This is a genomic window from Actinacidiphila yeochonensis CN732, from assembly GCF_000745345.1.
Taxonomy (GTDB): domain Bacteria; phylum Actinomycetota; class Actinomycetes; order Streptomycetales; family Streptomycetaceae; genus Actinacidiphila; species Actinacidiphila yeochonensis.
Genome location: NZ_JQNR01000005.1, coordinates 265,796 through 282,174 on the forward strand (window position 1 = coordinate 265,796; position 16,379 = coordinate 282,174).

Annotated in this window: 11 protein-coding genes; 4 read left to right on the top strand and 7 right to left on the bottom strand. The window is 74.7% G+C overall.

The features are described 5' to 3' along the window. The first annotated feature begins 18 nt into the window (after positions 1-18). Positions 19-4,524: an FtsK/SpoIIIE domain-containing protein gene (locus BS72_RS13275; RefSeq protein WP_037910610.1), complete on the top strand. Its 4,506-nt coding sequence runs from the start codon at positions 19-21 to the stop codon at positions 4,522-4,524. A gap of 187 nt (positions 4,525-4,711) precedes the next feature. Here BS72_RS13275 and BS72_RS13280 read toward each other — a convergent pair whose 3' ends face one another. The 4 genes from BS72_RS13280 to BS72_RS13295 form a co-directional block, all read right to left on the bottom strand. Continuing rightward, positions 4,712-4,978, bottom strand: coding sequence for a WXG100 family type VII secretion target (locus BS72_RS13280; RefSeq protein ID WP_037910612.1), 267 nt, complete (start codon positions 4,976-4,978; stop codon positions 4,712-4,714). 157 nt (positions 4,979-5,135) lie between these two features. Continuing rightward, positions 5,136-5,633 carry a hypothetical protein gene (locus tag BS72_RS32275; RefSeq protein WP_051951071.1) on the bottom strand — a complete coding sequence of 166 codons (498 nt, stop codon included), beginning with the start codon at positions 5,631-5,633 and terminating at the stop codon, positions 5,136-5,138. A gap of 572 nt (positions 5,634-6,205) precedes the next feature. Continuing rightward, positions 6,206-6,979 (bottom strand): alpha/beta fold hydrolase, encoded by a 774-nt coding sequence (locus BS72_RS13290; RefSeq protein WP_078901334.1) that lies wholly within the window; start codon positions 6,977-6,979, stop codon positions 6,206-6,208. A 902-nt stretch (positions 6,980-7,881) separates the two neighbouring features. Then, positions 7,882-8,706: an SIS domain-containing protein gene (locus BS72_RS13295; protein ID WP_037915607.1), complete on the bottom strand. Its 825-nt coding sequence runs from the start codon at positions 8,704-8,706 to the stop codon at positions 7,882-7,884. Positions 8,707-9,165: 459 nt separating this feature from the next. Between BS72_RS13295 and BS72_RS13300 the strand changes: the two genes are divergently transcribed. Then, on the top strand, positions 9,166-9,858 hold the full coding sequence (locus BS72_RS13300) for a metal-dependent transcriptional regulator (protein WP_037910614.1): 693 nt from the start codon (positions 9,166-9,168) through the stop codon (positions 9,856-9,858). Between the two features lie 643 nt (positions 9,859-10,501). Here BS72_RS13300 and pdxH read toward each other — a convergent pair. Beyond that, on the bottom strand, positions 10,502-11,137 hold the full coding sequence (pdxH, locus tag BS72_RS13305; RefSeq protein ID WP_037915611.1) for a pyridoxamine 5'-phosphate oxidase: 636 nt from the start codon (positions 11,135-11,137) through the stop codon (positions 10,502-10,504). 753 nt (positions 11,138-11,890) lie between these two features. On the opposite strand from pdxH, the gene serC reads away from it, so the two are divergent. Further along, positions 11,891-13,009, top strand: a complete 1,119-nt coding sequence (serC, locus tag BS72_RS13310) for a phosphoserine transaminase (RefSeq protein WP_037915614.1) — start codon at positions 11,891-11,893, stop codon at positions 13,007-13,009. Positions 13,010-13,220: 211 nt separating this feature from the next. After that, complete coding sequence (locus BS72_RS13315) at positions 13,221-13,661, top strand: YrhB domain-containing protein (RefSeq protein ID WP_322942228.1); 441 nt, start codon at positions 13,221-13,223, stop codon at positions 13,659-13,661. A 178-nt stretch (positions 13,662-13,839) separates the two neighbouring features. Here BS72_RS13315 and BS72_RS13320 read toward each other — a convergent pair whose 3' ends face one another. Beyond that, positions 13,840-14,910, bottom strand: coding sequence for a hypothetical protein (locus BS72_RS13320; protein ID WP_051951072.1), 1,071 nt, complete (start codon positions 14,908-14,910; stop codon positions 13,840-13,842). Between the two features lie 206 nt (positions 14,911-15,116). Continuing rightward, positions 15,117-16,112, bottom strand: a complete 996-nt coding sequence (locus BS72_RS13325) for an aldo/keto reductase (RefSeq protein WP_037910616.1) — start codon at positions 16,110-16,112, stop codon at positions 15,117-15,119. Positions 16,113-16,379 lie beyond the last annotated feature (267 nt).

Below are 16,379 nucleotides of genomic sequence, written 5' to 3' on the forward strand. Positions count from 1 at the left end.
GACGGGGAGGGGAAACCCATGCGCGTGACCGTGACGGTGGTGCAGCAGGGCGCGGACGCGCAGGATGTGCTGGTGACCGCCGACGACACGGCTACGGCCGGTGACGTCGCGCAGGCCGTGGCCCGCGCGACCGGCGCCGTGCCGGAGCCGGTCGGCGGCGCGGTCGGCGGCTCGGGCGGCGGCGTGGTCGTGCGGTTCCCGGGCCAGTACGCGGGGGCGGGCCGTGACGGACTGCCCGTGGCGGCCGGCGCCGCGGGGGCGCCGGTGCTGTGGGCTGACGGTGTGTCATGCGATCCGCGGACGCCGGCCGCCGGTGTGCTGCGTGACGGCATGCGGGTCACCGTCGACGAGTCGATCGGCCCGTTCATGCGGATGGGTGAGCCGGCGGGCCGCTACGAGGTGCGGGTGTGCGCGGGCCCCGGCGCCGGACGGGTGGCCAGGCTCGGCCTGGGCGGCGCCACCGTCGGCTCGGCGCCGAGCAGCACCGTCTCGGTGCAGGACCCGGCGATGCCGGCCACCGCCTGCCGGGTGTCGGTGGCCTCCGACGGGTCGGTGACGCTCGCGGCCGCCCCCGGGGTGCGGCTGTCGATGGAGAACGAGCCGGTGGAAGGGGAGCGCCCCTGGCCGCTACGCGCCCAGGTCAGGGTCGGCGACTCGGTGCTGGTGCTGGACCAGCCGAGCGCGCCGGACGCGCACCTGTCGCCGATGGGCGAGGGCGGGCTGGCCTACAACCGCCCGCCGCGGCTGTCCGCACTGCCGCCGCGGGTGCGGCTGTACGTGCCCCAGCAGCCGCAGAAGGGCGAAGGCAGCCGCTTCCAGATGCTGACGGCCGTGGTGCCGCTGGTGTTCGGCCTGGGCATGTACTTCATGGTCCACCAGATCTACATGCTGCTGTTCTGCCTGATGAGCCCCGTCATGCTGATCGGCCAGTGGGTCAGCGAGTCCCGCGAGGGCAAGCGCAAGGACCAGCACGAGTCGAAGAACTTCAAGGCCGACTTCGCCCGGCACGAGGCGGAGCTGGAGGCCGCCCGGCTGTCCGACCAGCGTGAGCGCCGGTCCAACTACCCGGACGCCGCCGAGGTGCTGCTCTTCGCGACGGGGCCGCGGCGGCGGCTGTGGGAGCGCCGGATCACCGATCCGGACGCGATGCGGCTGCGGATCGGCGTCGCGGACCTGCCCGCGGACATAGAGCTGCTGCCGCGCGGCCACGTGCCGGACGGCGCGCCGCCGCTGGTGCCGCCGCTGGTGCGGGACGTGCCCGTACCGCTGCCGCTGCCGGAGCTGGGCGTGGTGGGTGTGGCCGGGCCGCGCGAGCGGGCGCTGGCGACCGTCCGCTGGATGGTGGCCCAGGCGGCGGTGCTGCACAGCCCACGCGATCTGTCGATGGTGGTGCTCTCCTCGGCCCCCGACGCCGAGCGGGCCTGGAGCTGGGCACGCTGGCTGCCGCACCTGGCGCCCCAGCAGGGCCAGGACTGCGTCCGCCTGATCGGCACCGACCAGGAGGCCGCCGCCCGCCGGGTGAACGAGTTGCTCCAGGAGCTGGCCCGCCGCAAGGCGGACGCCGTCGCCACGGCCGGCGGCGGCCGGATGCGGCCGGACCCGTACGTGCTGACGGTGCTGGACGGCGCGCGGCTGCTGCGCCGGATGCCCGGAGTGCCGCAGCTGCTCCAGGAGGGGCCGCGGTTCGGCATGTTCGCGCTGTGCCTCGACGAGGACGAGCGGCTGCTGCCCGAGGAGGTGCGGCTCGCGGTGTGCTGGTCGCCGCGGACAGCCAGCCGGCTGCACCTGCGCGGCGGCGGCCTGGAGTCGCTCGGCGAGGTCCTCGCCGACCAGGTGTCCCCGGAGTGGTGTGAGCTGGTGGCCCGTTCGATGGCCCCGGTGCGCGACGTCAGCCGGGACGACGCGGACAGCGCCCTGCCCACGTCAGCCCGGCTGCTGGACCTGCTGGACATGCCCGACCCGGACGGCCCGCGGATCTCCGGGATCTGGCAGGCGGGCGGCTCCAGCACGGCAGCGCCCATCGGTATCGGCGCCGAGGGCGCGTTCGTCCTGGACATCCGCAAGGACGGACCGCACGCGCTGGTCGCCGGCACCACCGGCGCCGGCAAGTCGGAGCTGCTGCAGACGATCATCGCCTCGCTCGCGGTGGCCAACCGGCCGGACGCCCTGAACTTCGTGCTCATCGACTACAAGGGCGGCAGCGCCTTCCAGGACTGCGCCCGGCTGCCGCACACCGTCGGCATGGTCAGCGACCTGGACGCCCACCTGACCGAGCGGGCCCTGGCCTCGCTGGCCGCCGAGCTGCACCACCGCGAGCGCATCCTGTTCGACGCCGGCAGCAAGGACATCGAGGACTACAACGACGCGCGGAAGCTCCGGCCGGAGCTGGAGCCGATGCCGCGACTGGTGCTGATCATCGACGAGTTCGCCTCCCTCGTGGCGGAGCTGCCGGACTTCATCGCCGGCCTGGTCGACATCGCCCGCCGCGGCCGCTCGCTGGGAGTGCACCTGGTCCTGGCCACGCAGCGGCCGGCCGGTGTGGTCAGCGCCGACATCCGCGCCAACACCAACCTGCGGATCGCGCTGCGGGTCACCGACGCCGAGGAGTCCCGGGACGTGATCGACGCGCCGGACTCCGGGGCGATCGCCAAGTCCACGCCGGGCCGGGCCTACGTACGGTCCGGAGCCCAGTCGCTGGTGGGCGTCCAGTCGGCGCGGATCGGCGGCCGCCGCCCGGCGGTGGGCCAGGACCGGGCTCGGGCCGAACTCGTCCCCCTGGGCTGGACGTCGCTGGGCAGGCCGGTGCCGCGGGGCGGCCAGAGCGACGGGGACGACGGCACCATGGTCACCGACCTGGCCGTGCTGGTGGACGCCGTGCGGGGGGCCTCGGAGCTGATGCGCTTCCCGGCGCCGCGCAAGCCGTGGCTGGACCCGCTTCCGGAGCGCATCTCCACCGAGGAGCTGCCGCCGCGGCCGCGGTCCGGGGCGACCGGCGACGTGCCGCCGATCCCGTACGGCCTCACCGACCTGCCCAAGCGGCAGGCCCGCGCGCCGCTGGCGCTGGACCTGGTGCACGGAGAGCACGTGCTGATCGTCGGCGGTCCCCGGTCCGGGCGCTCCACGGCGCTGCGCACGCTGGCGGGCTCGCTGGCCCGGGACACCTCCCCGCAGGACGTGCACATCTACGCGGTGGACTGCGGCGCCAACGCCCTGCTGCCGCTGGTGGCGCTGCCGCACTGCGGCGCGGTCGTCACCCGTGACCAGCCGGAGCGGGTGGCGCGGCTGCTCGACCGGCTGGCCGCCGAGGTCTCCCGGCGGCAGCAGTTGCTGGCGATGAAGGGCGCCTCCAGCGCCGCCGAGCAGCGGGCCATGGCCACCGACCCGCTGGAGCGGCTGCCGTGGATGGTGCTCCTGCTGGACAACTGGGAGGGCTACACCTCCACTTTCGAGTCCTACGACTACGGCAAGCTGCTGGAGGCGGCCAACCGGCTCTTCAGGGAGGGTGGTTCGGCCGGCCTGAAGGTGGTCATGACCTCCGACCGGTCCGGGTTCAGCGGCACGGTCTCCTCGGTCTTCGCGGACAAGCTGATCCTGCGTATGGCCGACCCGAACGACTACAGCAACGGCGGGCTGTCGGCCCGCGAGGTGCCCAAGAACATGCCGTCGGGTCGGGCCCTCCAGCCCACGGACAACGGTGTGCTGGAGAACCAGGTGGCGCTGCTGGCACCCGACCCGGCCGGCCAGGCGCAGGTGGAGGCGCTCCAGCGGATCGGCCGGGAGGCGACCGAGCGGATAGGCCGGGTCAGCCGGCTGCCCCGCCAGGTACGGCCGATGCGGGTGGACGCGCTGCCGTCGCGCATCACGGTGCCCGAGGCGATGGCACTGGATCCGGACTTCCGGCCCGAGCCGCTGTGGGCTCTGTTCGGCGTCGGCGGGGACGAGTTGGCACCGGTCGGAGTGGATCTCCAGGAGTCGGGGCCCGGGTTCGTGATCGCCGGGCCGCCGAAGTCCGGGCGCTCGACGACGCTGATGGCGGCCACCCGGTCGCTGACCGAGCGGGGGGTGCCGGTGGTCCTGGTCACGCCGCGCCGCTCCCCGCTGCGGGAGTGGGCGGATCAGCCGAACGTGCTGGGCCTGCTGACCGGTGACGCGAGCGCCGACGACCTGCGTGAGCTGACCGGGAAGGCGGGCTCCGACCCCTACGTGGTGGTGGTCGACGACGCCGAACTCGTCTACGACACCCCGCTCGACGAGGCGCTGGAGGAGGTCATCAGGAGCGGCCTCGACGGTGACCACGCGGTCATCGCCGCGGGTTCCGCCGACTCGATGGGGTCGCAGTACCGGGGCTTCCTGGTCGAGGCGCGCAAGTCCCGCAACGGTCTGCTGCTGTCGCCGCAGGGGGCGTCGGAGGGCGACCTGTTCAGCGTGCGGCTGCCGCGCGACGCGGGCGGCGGCCCGACCGGTCGCGGTCTGCTGATCCGCGGCGGCGGCATCCTGCAGATCCAGGCGGTCGCGCTGGCCTGACGGTGGGTGGGGAGGGCCCCGGCGGGTCCCCCTGCCCACCCGCGTGGGGGCGCGGAGCTGTCCGGCTGCCGTCCGCGTGGCACCACGGCTATGCCGAAGGGGCCGGGCCGGAAGCTCTTCGCTTCCGGCCCGGCCCCTTCGCCGCGTGTCCCGCACGGGTGCTGCCGCCGTGGGCGCACCCAGGGCGTTACTTGGTGGCGGCCTCGATGTTGTCCGCGTTGGTGTTGGCGGACTTCTGCGCGTCGTGCAGCGTCTGCACGAACTTGTCGAAGGTCGGCTTCAGCTGCGACCACTCGTTGCGGAAGCGGTCGGCGGCCGGCCCCTTCCAGTACGAGTCGCTGCTGGAAGTGGCCGACTGCAGGTGGCCGATGAGCGTGCCGAGGTTGCCCGCCTCGGTCTTGAACTTGTTCGACAGGTCGCGCAGCTGGGTGATATCAGCACCGTGGATCGACATATGCACCCTCCCCGTTATCCGGAAACCATGGGCGGACCGTGTGTCCGCCCCATGGGACGCTAGCGTACGGGGACGCGGTTCGCAGCACCCAGCCGGGAGCCCGGCACCGGTGGTTGCGAAACGCGGACTTCGGCGTGACAGAGTCCCGCCCGCCGCGTCAACTGCTCGGCAGACCGGTGCGGGAGAAGGTGTCGGTGGAGCCGTCGTCCCACTTCACGACGAGGGAGCCGCCGTCCGGGGCCAGTTCGCCTCGGCCCTTGGTGCGCTCCTTGTCGCCGTCCATACAGGTGAGGGCGAGCCGCAGGTCGCTGCCGCCGATGCCGGTGCCGGTGTAGCTGCCGCCGCACAGGTGGGTACTGGTCAACCCTGCTTTGCCCTTGCCCAGGACGAGTTGCACCTTGGCACCGTCGGCGGTGGCCAGCCACACGCCCTCGACGCTTTCGGTGGAGTCCGTCGAGGCACCGCCGGTGCCGGAGGCCGACGCACCGCTGCTGGGCGTGCCCGACGGGGAGGGGGAAGCGGGCGAGGCCGTAGTCGCGGCGGCGCGGCCCGGCTGTCCGGTCGCGGTGGCCTTGGCGGCGGCGGTGGTCACGCCCGTCGCGGGGTGGGCGTCGTCGCCGCCGTCCTTCCCGCACCCGCCGGCCAGGAGGACCACGGCGACGGCCGCGACCAGACCGGCGGCCGGCGGGACCGCTGCGGGACGGCCCGCCGGACGGTGCCGCGGACGGCTGCTCCGGCCCGGACGGCAACGGCGAGTGCGGCTACGCCAACGCACCTTGACTCTCCCCCATTTGCGGCGATGTCCTCGTGGAGTTCCGCAAGCTACCAGCCGCGCCGGGGCCGGAGTTCCGCGCCTGTCCTGTGGAGCTCCGCGGCGAGGTGCGGGCGTGGCCGGACGGAGGCGCAGGCCGCGGCGCTCTGTCCTGTTCGTCCCGCCCGGCATTCGCCCCTCCGGCAGGGGCGTCGGCGCCGGGGGGACCGGTGCGCCGACCGATGCGGGCGGCGGAGAGGCTGAACGGAGATCGGAGGAGTGTCGACGGACGCCGGCGCGGCTGCTCGCCGCACGCCCAGGGCCGCACGTCCGGCAGGGTGAACGCGACCTGGAAATGAACCATCTGACGTCGCGGCAGATCAACTTCGCACGAGCGAGCCTGAAAGGGCCGCGGGAGGCGACACATGGCCGAGCGACGGCAACTGCCCTCGAAAGGACGGCCGGCGGGTCGGGGTTCAGACGGGACAGGGGCCCGGCTGGGGTTCAAGAGCCGTCGTCAGGAATCCTTCGATGGCGTCGCACCATGCCTCCGGGTGCTCCCACGGCGCCAGGTGGCCGGCGTCCGGGATCTCCGCATAGCTGCCGCGGGGCAGCACCCGGACCATCTCCTGCGCCTCGGCCCTGCCGAGCAGGCCCTCGACCCCGCGCACCACGAGGGCCGGGCAGCGCACGTTGGCCAGCTCGTCCCAGTGGGGTTCCGCGATCCACGCGTCCTGCGAGCGCAGGAGGTGTTCGGCGGCGTGCGGAGGGCGCCAGCCGTCCTCCGTCCGGGCCATCATCTGCGCGAAGAACTCGCTGCTCACGGACGGCGGCAGGCCCGGGCACGGCTCCTGGCCGCCGAAGTAGGCGCGGACCTCCCCGAGTGAGGCGAACGGCAGCGGCCAGGACTCGAACCACTGGGCCCAGGAGCGCTGCATGCTCTCCCCCACCGCGGCCGCGCGCATCTCGCAGACCACCACGGCCGCCACCAGGTCGGGACGGCTGGCGGCGCAGGCCCAGGCGGTCAGCGCGCCCGTGCCGTGGCCGACCAGGACGGCGGGTGCCAGGCCGAGCTGTTCGACGGCGGCCAGCGCGTCCTGGACGTAGCTCTCCTCCGTGTAGGAGGCGGGGGAGCACTTCTGGCCGTGGCCGCGCTGGTCCAGGGAGATCACCCGGTAGCGCGGGGAGAGGCGCCGGGCGGTCTCGGTCCAGTGGGAGGTGTGCCCCAGCAGCCCGTGCAGCAGGAGCATGCCGGGGCGTTCGGCGGACGCCTCCGACGGCCCCGCCGAAGGGTCCGCGGCCGGGCTCGGGCCGCCCGGCCCGGACGCGTCACCCGCGCCGCCGAGCCCGCTCGGACCGCGCGACGGCTCCGGCCGCTCCCGGCCCTTCCGCCTGCAGCCGCCGCCCGGTCCGGTGGAGCCGCCCGGCCCGGCGCCACCGCCCCCGCGCCACGGCCGGAGCCGGCCGGACCGCCGACGCGGCCTTCCCCGCCGGGGCCCGCCGGGTGCGGAACGGTCGCCGCTACCGGGCCTGCGGCGTACTCCCACGCCGTCAGCCGCAGGCCGCCCACGCCTGCCACGTCGTACCGCCGTGCCATGTACCGCACCTCCTTCCTGGGATGTTCCTGCCGACGGCTACGCTATCGAATGTCTATTCGAACACGTGCGTGACGCGACCAATACCCTCCTTTCGAGTGACAGTGCTCAAGTGTTGGCCGCCGCTGCCGAAGGGGAGGACTTCTGCGGGACGCGGACGCGGGGGAACGGTCCGCGGGAAGGCTCGGGAAGCTCGGGGTCCCGGGCCCTTCGGGGGCAGCCCTGGGGAGGGGAGAGGGGCAAGCGCCCCGGCGCCGCCAGCGCGGCGCCGGGGCCTTGCCTCGGTTCCCGGGCAGGGACCGCTCCCCGCTTGCGGCCACACCCGCTCGGCCGGGTGTCGGACGGTGCCCGGCGGCGTCGCACCTGCCCGGCCGTCACCCCTGCTGGCGGTTCCCGCCGCTGACCGTTCTCCCGCCGCTGGCTGGTCCCGCCGCTGACCGGTCCGACGGATGGACGGTGCCGCCCCGTCCCGTTCGGCCGCCTGCACCGGCTCCCGGGCACATCCCGTGCCGGGCCCGGGTGGTGCCGTTCCGTCCGGTGCCGGGCCGTGCGGCGGCTCAGTTGCGGAAGAAGATCCGGTCCCGGTGCTCCTCGAAGACGCGGGCGTTCCAGTCGAGGCCGCCGTCCACGTTGCCGGAGCGGATCATCGGCGGGGTCTCCCCGCGCGCCGCCAGCCCGCTCGCCGCCAGCGCCATCACCGCCTGCATCAGCGCGCTGACCACCACCGTCGACGCGGGGCCGAAGGGGGCCGGGATGCACGGGTCGGTGAGCTCCGCGTCGCCCACCGGGATCTTGGAGTCCACCACGAGGTCGCAGTGGTCCTTCAGGAAGGTGCCGTCGGGGTGCCGCGACGCGGTCTGCCCGGCGTAGGCGAGCGAGGTCACCCCGATGACGGTGAGCCCCCGCTCCCGGGCCCCTCGGGCCATCTCGACGGGGAGGACGTTCCGGCCGGAGAGCGAGATGACGAACAGCACGTCGCCGGCCCGCGCCGGGCTGGTCTCCAGTACGGCCGCGGCCAGCCCCCCGACGCGCTCCAGCGCGCTGCCGAGAGTGGCCGGCACCACGTCCACACCGACCGCTCCGGGCACCGCGAGGAGGTTGACCACCGCCAGGCCGCCTGCTCGGTAGACCACGTCCTGGGCGGGCAGCGAGGAGTGGCCGGCCCCGAAGGCGAAGACGCGGCCGCCGGCGGAGAGGGCGTCGGCCACCGCGGCACCGGCCTGTCGCAGCGTGCCGCGCTCCTCGTCCCTGACCCGCCGCAGCAGCGCGGCGGCGGCGTCGAAGTAGCGGTCGGAGAGGTCGTCCGGAGGGGCGGCGGGGCCGGGCCGGCCGTCGGCCGCTGCGCCGGCCGGGTGCTCCTGGGCGTCGCGGAGGTCGCTCATGGCGCTCACCGTGGTGCCCGCCGACACCGGGTGTCAAGGCATGGCGAGGCGCCGTCCGGAGCGTGTTCGGGCGACTCCGGAGCGCCGCCGCACGCCCGCCCCGGAGCCCGCGGGGCCCGGCGCGTGCCGGCCCGGCCGTTCGTGTGCGGCGGCGTGGCCCGGCGCCACGCGTGCCGGGCTCGCACGAGGTCTGCCACGACGACACGGAAGGCACGGACGGCACGGACGGCACGGAAGGCACGCGCGCAGGCCCGCCCCCGCTCCCGTCCGCGGTCCCCCCCCGATCTCGCCCGCAGGTCCGCGAGCCTTCGGGGAGCGCGCCCGGCGACCGGTCCGCCGCTCCATCGGGTCCATCGGGCGCACCTCGCGGGGACTGCTTGTCCCGGCGCGCGGTCCGTTGTCGGTCCGATGCGTCAGAATTGGTGCAGGGCCACGCACGAAAACGTACGAGGGGCGCGCATGTCCGGATTGATCGACACGACGGAGATGTATCTCCGCACCATCCTGGAGCTGGAGGAGGAGGGTGTGGTCCCCATGCGCGCCCGAATCGCCGAACGGCTCGACCAGAGCGGGCCCACGGTCTCCCAGACCGTGGCGCGGATGGAGCGGGACGGGCTGCTGCACGTGGCCGGCGACCGCCACCTGGAGCTGACCGACGAGGGCCGGCGCAGCGCGACGCGGGTGATGCGCAAGCACCGGATCGCGGAGTGCCTGCTGGTCGACGTGATCGGCCTGGAGTGGGAGCAGGTGCACGCCGAGGCGTGCCGCTGGGAGCACGTGATGAGCGAGGCCGTGGAGCGGCGGGTGCTGGAGCTGCTGCGGCATCCCACCGAGTCGCCCTACGGCAACCCCATCCCGGGGCTTGAGGAGCTGGGCGCCTCCGGCGAGGCCGATCCCTTCCTGGAGGAGGGCATGGTCAGCCTCACGGAGCTGACACCGGGCGCCTCGGGGGCCAGCGTGGTGGTGCGCCGCATCGGCGAGCCGATCCAGATGGACGAGCAGGTCATGCACACCCTGCGGCGGGCGGGCGTGCAGCCCGGTTCCGTGGTGAGCGTCACCAGCTCCCCCGGCGGCGTTCTGGTCGGCAGCGGCGGCGAGGCCGCCGAGCTGGACGCGGAGATCGCCTCCCACGTGTTCGTCGCCAAGGTGTAGCGGAGCGGCACGGAGGTCAGCGGGTCGGCGGGCGGGGCGCTCCGGGCGTCGGGGCGGCCCGCCCGCGGACTTCGCGCCCCGCGTCCGCCCGCACCTTCCGTCCGCACCCGCTCCCTGCACCGTGCACCGTGCACCGTGCACCCGCTCTGAACTGCGGAAACGGCGCGCTCAGCCGGGCTTTCCGGGAATCGCGAAAATCACTTGTCCTGGCCGCCGGTTCCTTTTTAGGGTGGCGGTACACATGAAGGGAGGTGGTCTGACGCATGAAGTGCACTCGGACACGTGAGGTGACTGCGGGCTAGCACCGCGCACTCGGCGTGCGAGACGCTCGCCAATCCCACGCAGTACACCCGACCCGCGGGCTCGTCGGACTTGTCCGGCCGGTGCCCGGAGCCACCCGGCTCCGGGAAGCAGCCCGCGGGTTGTCCTTTTCCCAGGTTTTCCAGGGTTTCCCGGATTCCGCGGATTCCCCGGGTCCACCGGGTCCACCGATTCGCCCGGCTTACGCGGTTCTCCCGGACCCGGTTCTCTCCGGATTCCCGGCTCCCCCGGTCCCCGCACTCCCCGCTGTGCCGTCCGGCCGGGCCCGCGGCGCCGGCCCGCCGCACCGCATCCGCATCCGTACCGCGCCCGCGCCCCGCGCTCAGGGAGCCAGCCGCTCCACCCGCCAGCCGTCCCCGTCCGCGGCGAACCGCAGCCGGTCGTGCAGCCGGTTCTCCCGGCCCTGCCAGAACTCGACGGTCCTGGGCCGCACCCGGAAGCCGCCCCACTCCTGGGGCACCGGCACCGGGGTGCCCTCCGGCCAGCGGGCGGCGACCTCCTCGTACCGCTGCTCCAGTTCCTCGCGCGCCGCGACCACGGTGGACTGCGGGCTGGCGTGGGCGCCCAGCTGGGAGCCGTGCGGGCGGCTGTGGAAGTAGTCGGCCGTCTCCCCCTCGGCGATCCGGACCGCGTCGCCGCAGACGATCACTTGGCGGGCGATGGGGTGCCAGGGGAAGAGCAGCGCGACGTGCGGGTTCGCGGCCAGCTCCCGCCCCTTGCGGGAGCGGTAGTTGGTGAAGAAGACGAAGCCGCGCGGGTCGTAGCCCTTGAGCAGCACCGTGCGGGAGCTGGGGACGCCCTCCGCGTCGGCGGTGGAGACGACCATGGCGTTCGGCTCGGCGAGCAGGCCGGCGCCCGTGGCACGGACGGCGTCGGCGAACCAGCGGGCGAACTGCTCGTACGGGTCGGACGCGAGCTCGTTCTCCTCCAGGCCGGCGGAACGGTACTGGCGGCGCATGACGGCGGGGTCGACGTCCTCGACCCTCAGGTCCTCGGCCGGCCGCGCGCCGGCTCCGGCGGCGCCCTGGTCCGGGCCCGGGAGACGCCCGGCCGGCGCCCCCGTGGCACCCCGGCCCCGCCGGGCCAGATGCCCCGGCTCCCGGCCGGGCTCCCAGCCGGTGGGGCGGCCGGCGCGCAGGCCCTCGCCCTCGCCCGTTCCGCGCTCGGACCCGTTCCCCTGCTGGCGTCGCTGCTGTCGTTCGTGCACGTCGCCATCTTGCTCGATGGCGCCGGGTGATGTGAGGGTGCGGCTGTTCGACGTGCGGTGCCGGACCGCTTCGTGTATGCGGGTACGACGGCTTCGTGTACGCGGGTGCGGCGGCCTCCCGAGCGCCTGTCCCGCCCCTCCGGGGAGACCGCACTGCCCCGCCCCGCCCGAACTCCGTTCACTCGCAAGGGGAGTTGGCGAGCCCGGTGCCGGCCCGCCGAACCCGCCTGTCCCAGCTCGCCGTTCCCGGACGCCCCGGCCCCGAACCCGCCTGTCCCGGCCCGCCGTTCCGAACGCCCCGGCCCCGAACCCGCCCGCCCCGGCGCGCCGTTCCGAACGCCCGGCCCGCCGTTCCGGTCCCGTCCGGCGCCCCCGCGCACGCCGGCGCGGCCGCCGGGTGCGCTCTCCGGCACCCCGCCACGCTCTCGCACCGGAGGGTGAATCGTCCGTCTCATCCGATGGGACGCCGGTCGCCATCAGGCCATGACGCACTACGCTTCGTGCGTGGCCGATATTCAGATTCCCGCTGACATCAAGCCCGCCGACGGACGGTTCGGCTCGGGCCCCTCCAAGGTGCGCACCCAGGCGCTGGAAGCCCTGGCCGCCACCGGGACGTCTCTGCTCGGCACCTCCCACCGCCAGGCGCCGGTCAAGAACCTGGTCGGACAGGTCCGCGACGGCGTCAAGGAGCTGTTCTCGCTCCCCGAGGGCTACGAGGTGGTGCTCGGCAACGGCGGCTCGACCGCGTTCTGGGACATCGCCACGCACGGCCTGATCGAGGCCAAGTCGCAGCACCTGTCCTTCGGCGAGTTCTCCTCGAAGTTCGCCAAGGCCGCGCAGCTCGCGCCCTGGCTGGCGGACCCGACGGTCGTGAAGTCCGAGCCGGGCACCCACCCCGAGCCGGTCGCCGAGGCGGGCGTGGACGTCTACGCCCTGACCCACAACGAGACCTCCACCGGCGTGGCCCTGCCGATCCGCCGGGTCGCCGGCGCGGACGACGGCGCGCTGGTGCTGGTGGACGCCACCTCCGGCGCCGGCGGCCTGCCCGTCGACATCTCCGAGACGGACGTCTACTACTTCGCGCCGCAGAAGTCCTTCGCCGCCGACGGCGGCCTGTGGATCGCGGTGTTCTCGCCCGCCGCCCTGGAGCGGGCGGCGGCGGTCGCGGCGTCCGGCCGCCACATCCCGGCGTTCTTCGACCTGCCGACCGCGATCGACAACTCGAAGAAGAACCAGACCTACAACACCCCCGCGCTGAGCACCCTGTTCCTGCTCAAGGAGCAGCTGGAGTGGATCAACGGCCAGGGCGGCCTGGAGTGGGCGGTCAAGCGCACCGCGGACTCCTCCTCGCGGCTGTACGGCTGGGCTGAGAAGTCCTCGTACGCCTCCCCGTTCGTGGCCGACCCGGCGGACCGCTCCCAGGTGGTGGGCACCATCGACTTCGCCGACGGCGTGGACGCCACCGCGGTGGCCAAGGCGCTGCGGGCGAACGGGATCGTGGACACCGAGCCCTACCGCAAGCTGGGCCGCAACCAGCTGCGGGTGGCGATGTTCCCGGCCGTCGAGCCGTCCGACGTCGAGGCCCTGACGGCCAGCGTCGACTACGTGATCGAGCACCTGTAGGGCGCACCCGAGCCTGGCGCCGCAGGGCCGCCGCACCGCGAGGTGCGGCGGCCCTGCGCGTTCTCCCGAGGCACCGCCCGCTCCGCCCGGGCCTGCGGGGACGCGAAGTCCGTTCCCGGGTCGCGGCTCGGCGTCCCCCGCCGTCCGCCCCGCCGTGCGGCGAGCGGGGAACCCGGCGCCGGCAGTCCGGGCCGTACGGGACGCCGGCAGCGTGATCGAGCGGGACGCCGCGGTGCGGATCGTCGAGGAAGGGCTGGAACGCGACGACCGGCGGTGGCTGCCTGCGGGGCTCGACCCGATGCGCGTGGCGGTGTGGCACGTCGAGCGGCGCGAGCTGGTGCGGATCGTCGTCCGGACTTCCGAGGAGTATCCGCGCACCCGGAACCCGGACTTCCCGCTGGCCGGGAACGGGCCGTTCCGTGTCGACCGCCTCGACGGGAACCCGCGTCGGACCGGTGCCGTCTCCGCGTTGACCGTGCGGGGGGAGGCGGACTACCGGGCCCGTGTCCGAGGGCAGGCCGCGCGGACCGCGGTGGACGACCTGCACGACGAGGTCCGGGCGGTGGCGGATGCCCGCGGGGGGTGCCCGCCACGCGCCTCCCGCGCCGGAGACCGCCCGTACTCTCCCCCGCCCGGGCCGTCGAGTACGTGACCGCCTTGCGGCAGGGCGACGCTCCGGCGCACCTCGTGGCGGTCACCTCCGGAGAGCTGGCGCCGCCTGTCGAACCGGCCCTGTCCGTGCGGACCGTCCGCGGAGCGGAGCACCGCCGGGACGTCTGAGCACCGTCCGCTCCCCGACCGCCGGTCGGCCGCCTGGTGTCCGCTGCGGGCTACCCGTTGCGGCGGCCGCGGCGCAGCACCTTGCTGACGTAGAAGCCGCCGAGGCCGAAGACCACCAGCAGGAGGAAACCGAGCGCCTTGCTGCCGGCACTGGCCTTCGGGGCTGTCACGCCGCTGCCCGTGGAGGCGCCGGAGGACGTGCCGGAGGACGTGCCCGGCGCGGTGGTGGTGCTCGGGGTGGCGGACGGCGAGGCGGCGGCGTCGTCGGGCAGGTCGGCGCCGCTGAGGGACTCGCGCCACACCGCGCTGTCCTTGCCCTCGCTGCCGAACATCAGGGCCCGCCCGTCCGGGGTGAAGGCCACCGACTCGCCCTGCGGCTGTACGGGGACGTCGAGTTGGCCCGCCTGGTGGGGCCGGTCGCCGCTCCACCGGTAGTCCGTGGCCCAGAAGTAGCCGCGCAGCACCAGGCGGCTGCCGTCGGGCGAGAACGCCCCGTCGGTGACCCAGGGGACGTCGCCGATGGAGTGGAAGACGTTGACGCCGGAGGCGCTGAGCCGGGCGGGGCCCTCGTAGAGGTGGCCGCCGTCCTCCTTCTTGCTGGCGATGTAGACGCGCCCGGTCCGGGGCTGCACCATCAGCGCCTCGGCGTTGCGCGGCCCGTCGGCGTACTGGACGGTGTAACGCGTGGCGTCGACGGTCTGGTCGGCCAGGGTGCGGGGTTCCGGGAACCGGTAGATCCACACCTCGGACCAGGCGCCGTCGAGGTTGTCGCCGATGTCGCCGAGGTAGAGGTCGCCGTCGGGCCCGATGGAGATGGCCTCGGCGTCGCGCGGGTGCACCCCGCGCAGGGTGAGCGTGGCGACGGTCCTGCCGGTGGCCGCGTCGATCCCGTAGACGTACGGGCCGTCGCCGCTGTCGTTGTGCGTCCAGTACACGCCGGGGTGCAGGCGGCTGGCGACCAGGCCGCTGGACTCGGTGATCCGCGGGTCGCTGATCCGGAAGGCCACGTCGGGCCCGCTGGCGGCGGCGGGCAGGGCGGGCAGGCAGGCCAGGGCAACGGCGGCGCACGCGGCGGCCGTTCGGGGAACCAGGCGCGGGAGCGGGCGGCGGGGCAGGCGCATGGGCCCAGCCTCCCATCCCCCCGTCCCCGCCCGCGCCGAGGGGCGTGGGCCCTCCCGCCTCCCCCGGCCGCGGCGGCGTGCCCGGGAGCCCGGGGCCCGGGAGCCCGGGGCCCGGGGCCCGGGGCCCGGCGCAGCCGTCCACAGGGGCGGGACGGCGGCGCCGGGCGGAGCTCACCCGGGAACGCGACCGGGGCGGGCCGGGTCCGTCACCAGGCGAAGGACTCCGGGGAGGCACCGGGGCCGGGGAAGATCTCGTCGAGCGCCGCGAGGAACTCCTCGCTGAGGTCGAGCGAGACCGCCCGCACCGCGGAGTCGAACTGCTCGCGCAGCCGGGGGCCGACGATCGGGCCGGTCACGCCGGGCCGGGTCAGCAGCCAGGCCAGGCCCACCTCGCCGGGGTCGAGGCCGAACTTGTCGCACAGGTCCTCGTACGCCTGGACGCGGGCGCGCTCGTCGGACGACTTCAGCGCGTCCGCCGAACGGCCGACGGCGGAGCGGTCCCCGCCGCCCTCGCGCTCCTTGCGCAGCGCGCCGCCCAGCAGCCCGCCCTGCAGCGGCGACCACGGGATGACGCCCAGCCCGTAGTGCTGGGCGGCCGGGATGACCTCCATCTCGGCGTCCCGGGCGGCCAGGTTGTACAGGCACTGCTCGCTGACCAGGCCGAGCGAACCGCGCCGGGCGGCGGCCTCGTTGGCCCGCGCGATGTGCCAGCCGGCGAAGTTGCTGGAGCCGGCGTAGAGGATCTTGCCCTGCTGGACCAGGACGTCGACGGCCTGCCAGATCTCCTCCCACGGCGTGTTCCGGTCCACGTGGTGGAACTGGTAGACGTCGATGTGGTCGGTGCGCAGCCGCCGCAGGCTGTCCTCGACGGCGCGGCGGATGTGCAGCGCGGAGAGCAGTCCCTCGTTCGGCCAGGGGGCGTCGTCGGCGGACATGTCGCCGTAGACCTTGGTGGCCAGGACGGTCTTCTCGCGGCGGCCGCCGCCCTGGGCGAACCAGCTGCCGATGATCTCCTCGGTGCGGCCCTTGTACACGGGCCGGCCGTAGACGTTGGCGGTGTCGAAGTAGTTGACGCCGGCTTCGAGGGCCGCGTCCATGATGCCGTGGCTGTCGGCCTCGTCGGTCCGCGGGCCGAAGTTCATGGTGCCGAGGACCAGGCGACTGACCTTCAGGCCGGTGCGGCCGAGCTGTGTGTACTCCATGGCTCCCCACCCAAGCTCTTGGAGTGCGCTCCAATCAACCCCCGCCGGGCGCGCGGCGGCGGCGTCTCGACAGGCGGGCGCCTCGGTCCTTCGGCGGTCGGTCCTTCGGCGGTCGGTCCTTGGGTGTCCCGCTGCCTCGGCGCTTCAGCGCCTGGGTGGCCGGGTGGCCGGGGATGCCCTGAGGGCCGCGGGGACTCCGGACGGCGGGACGAGCTGGGGCGGTGCCGCCCGGGGCCGTGGGCCCGCGCTCGGCGCCGAGACGTCAGG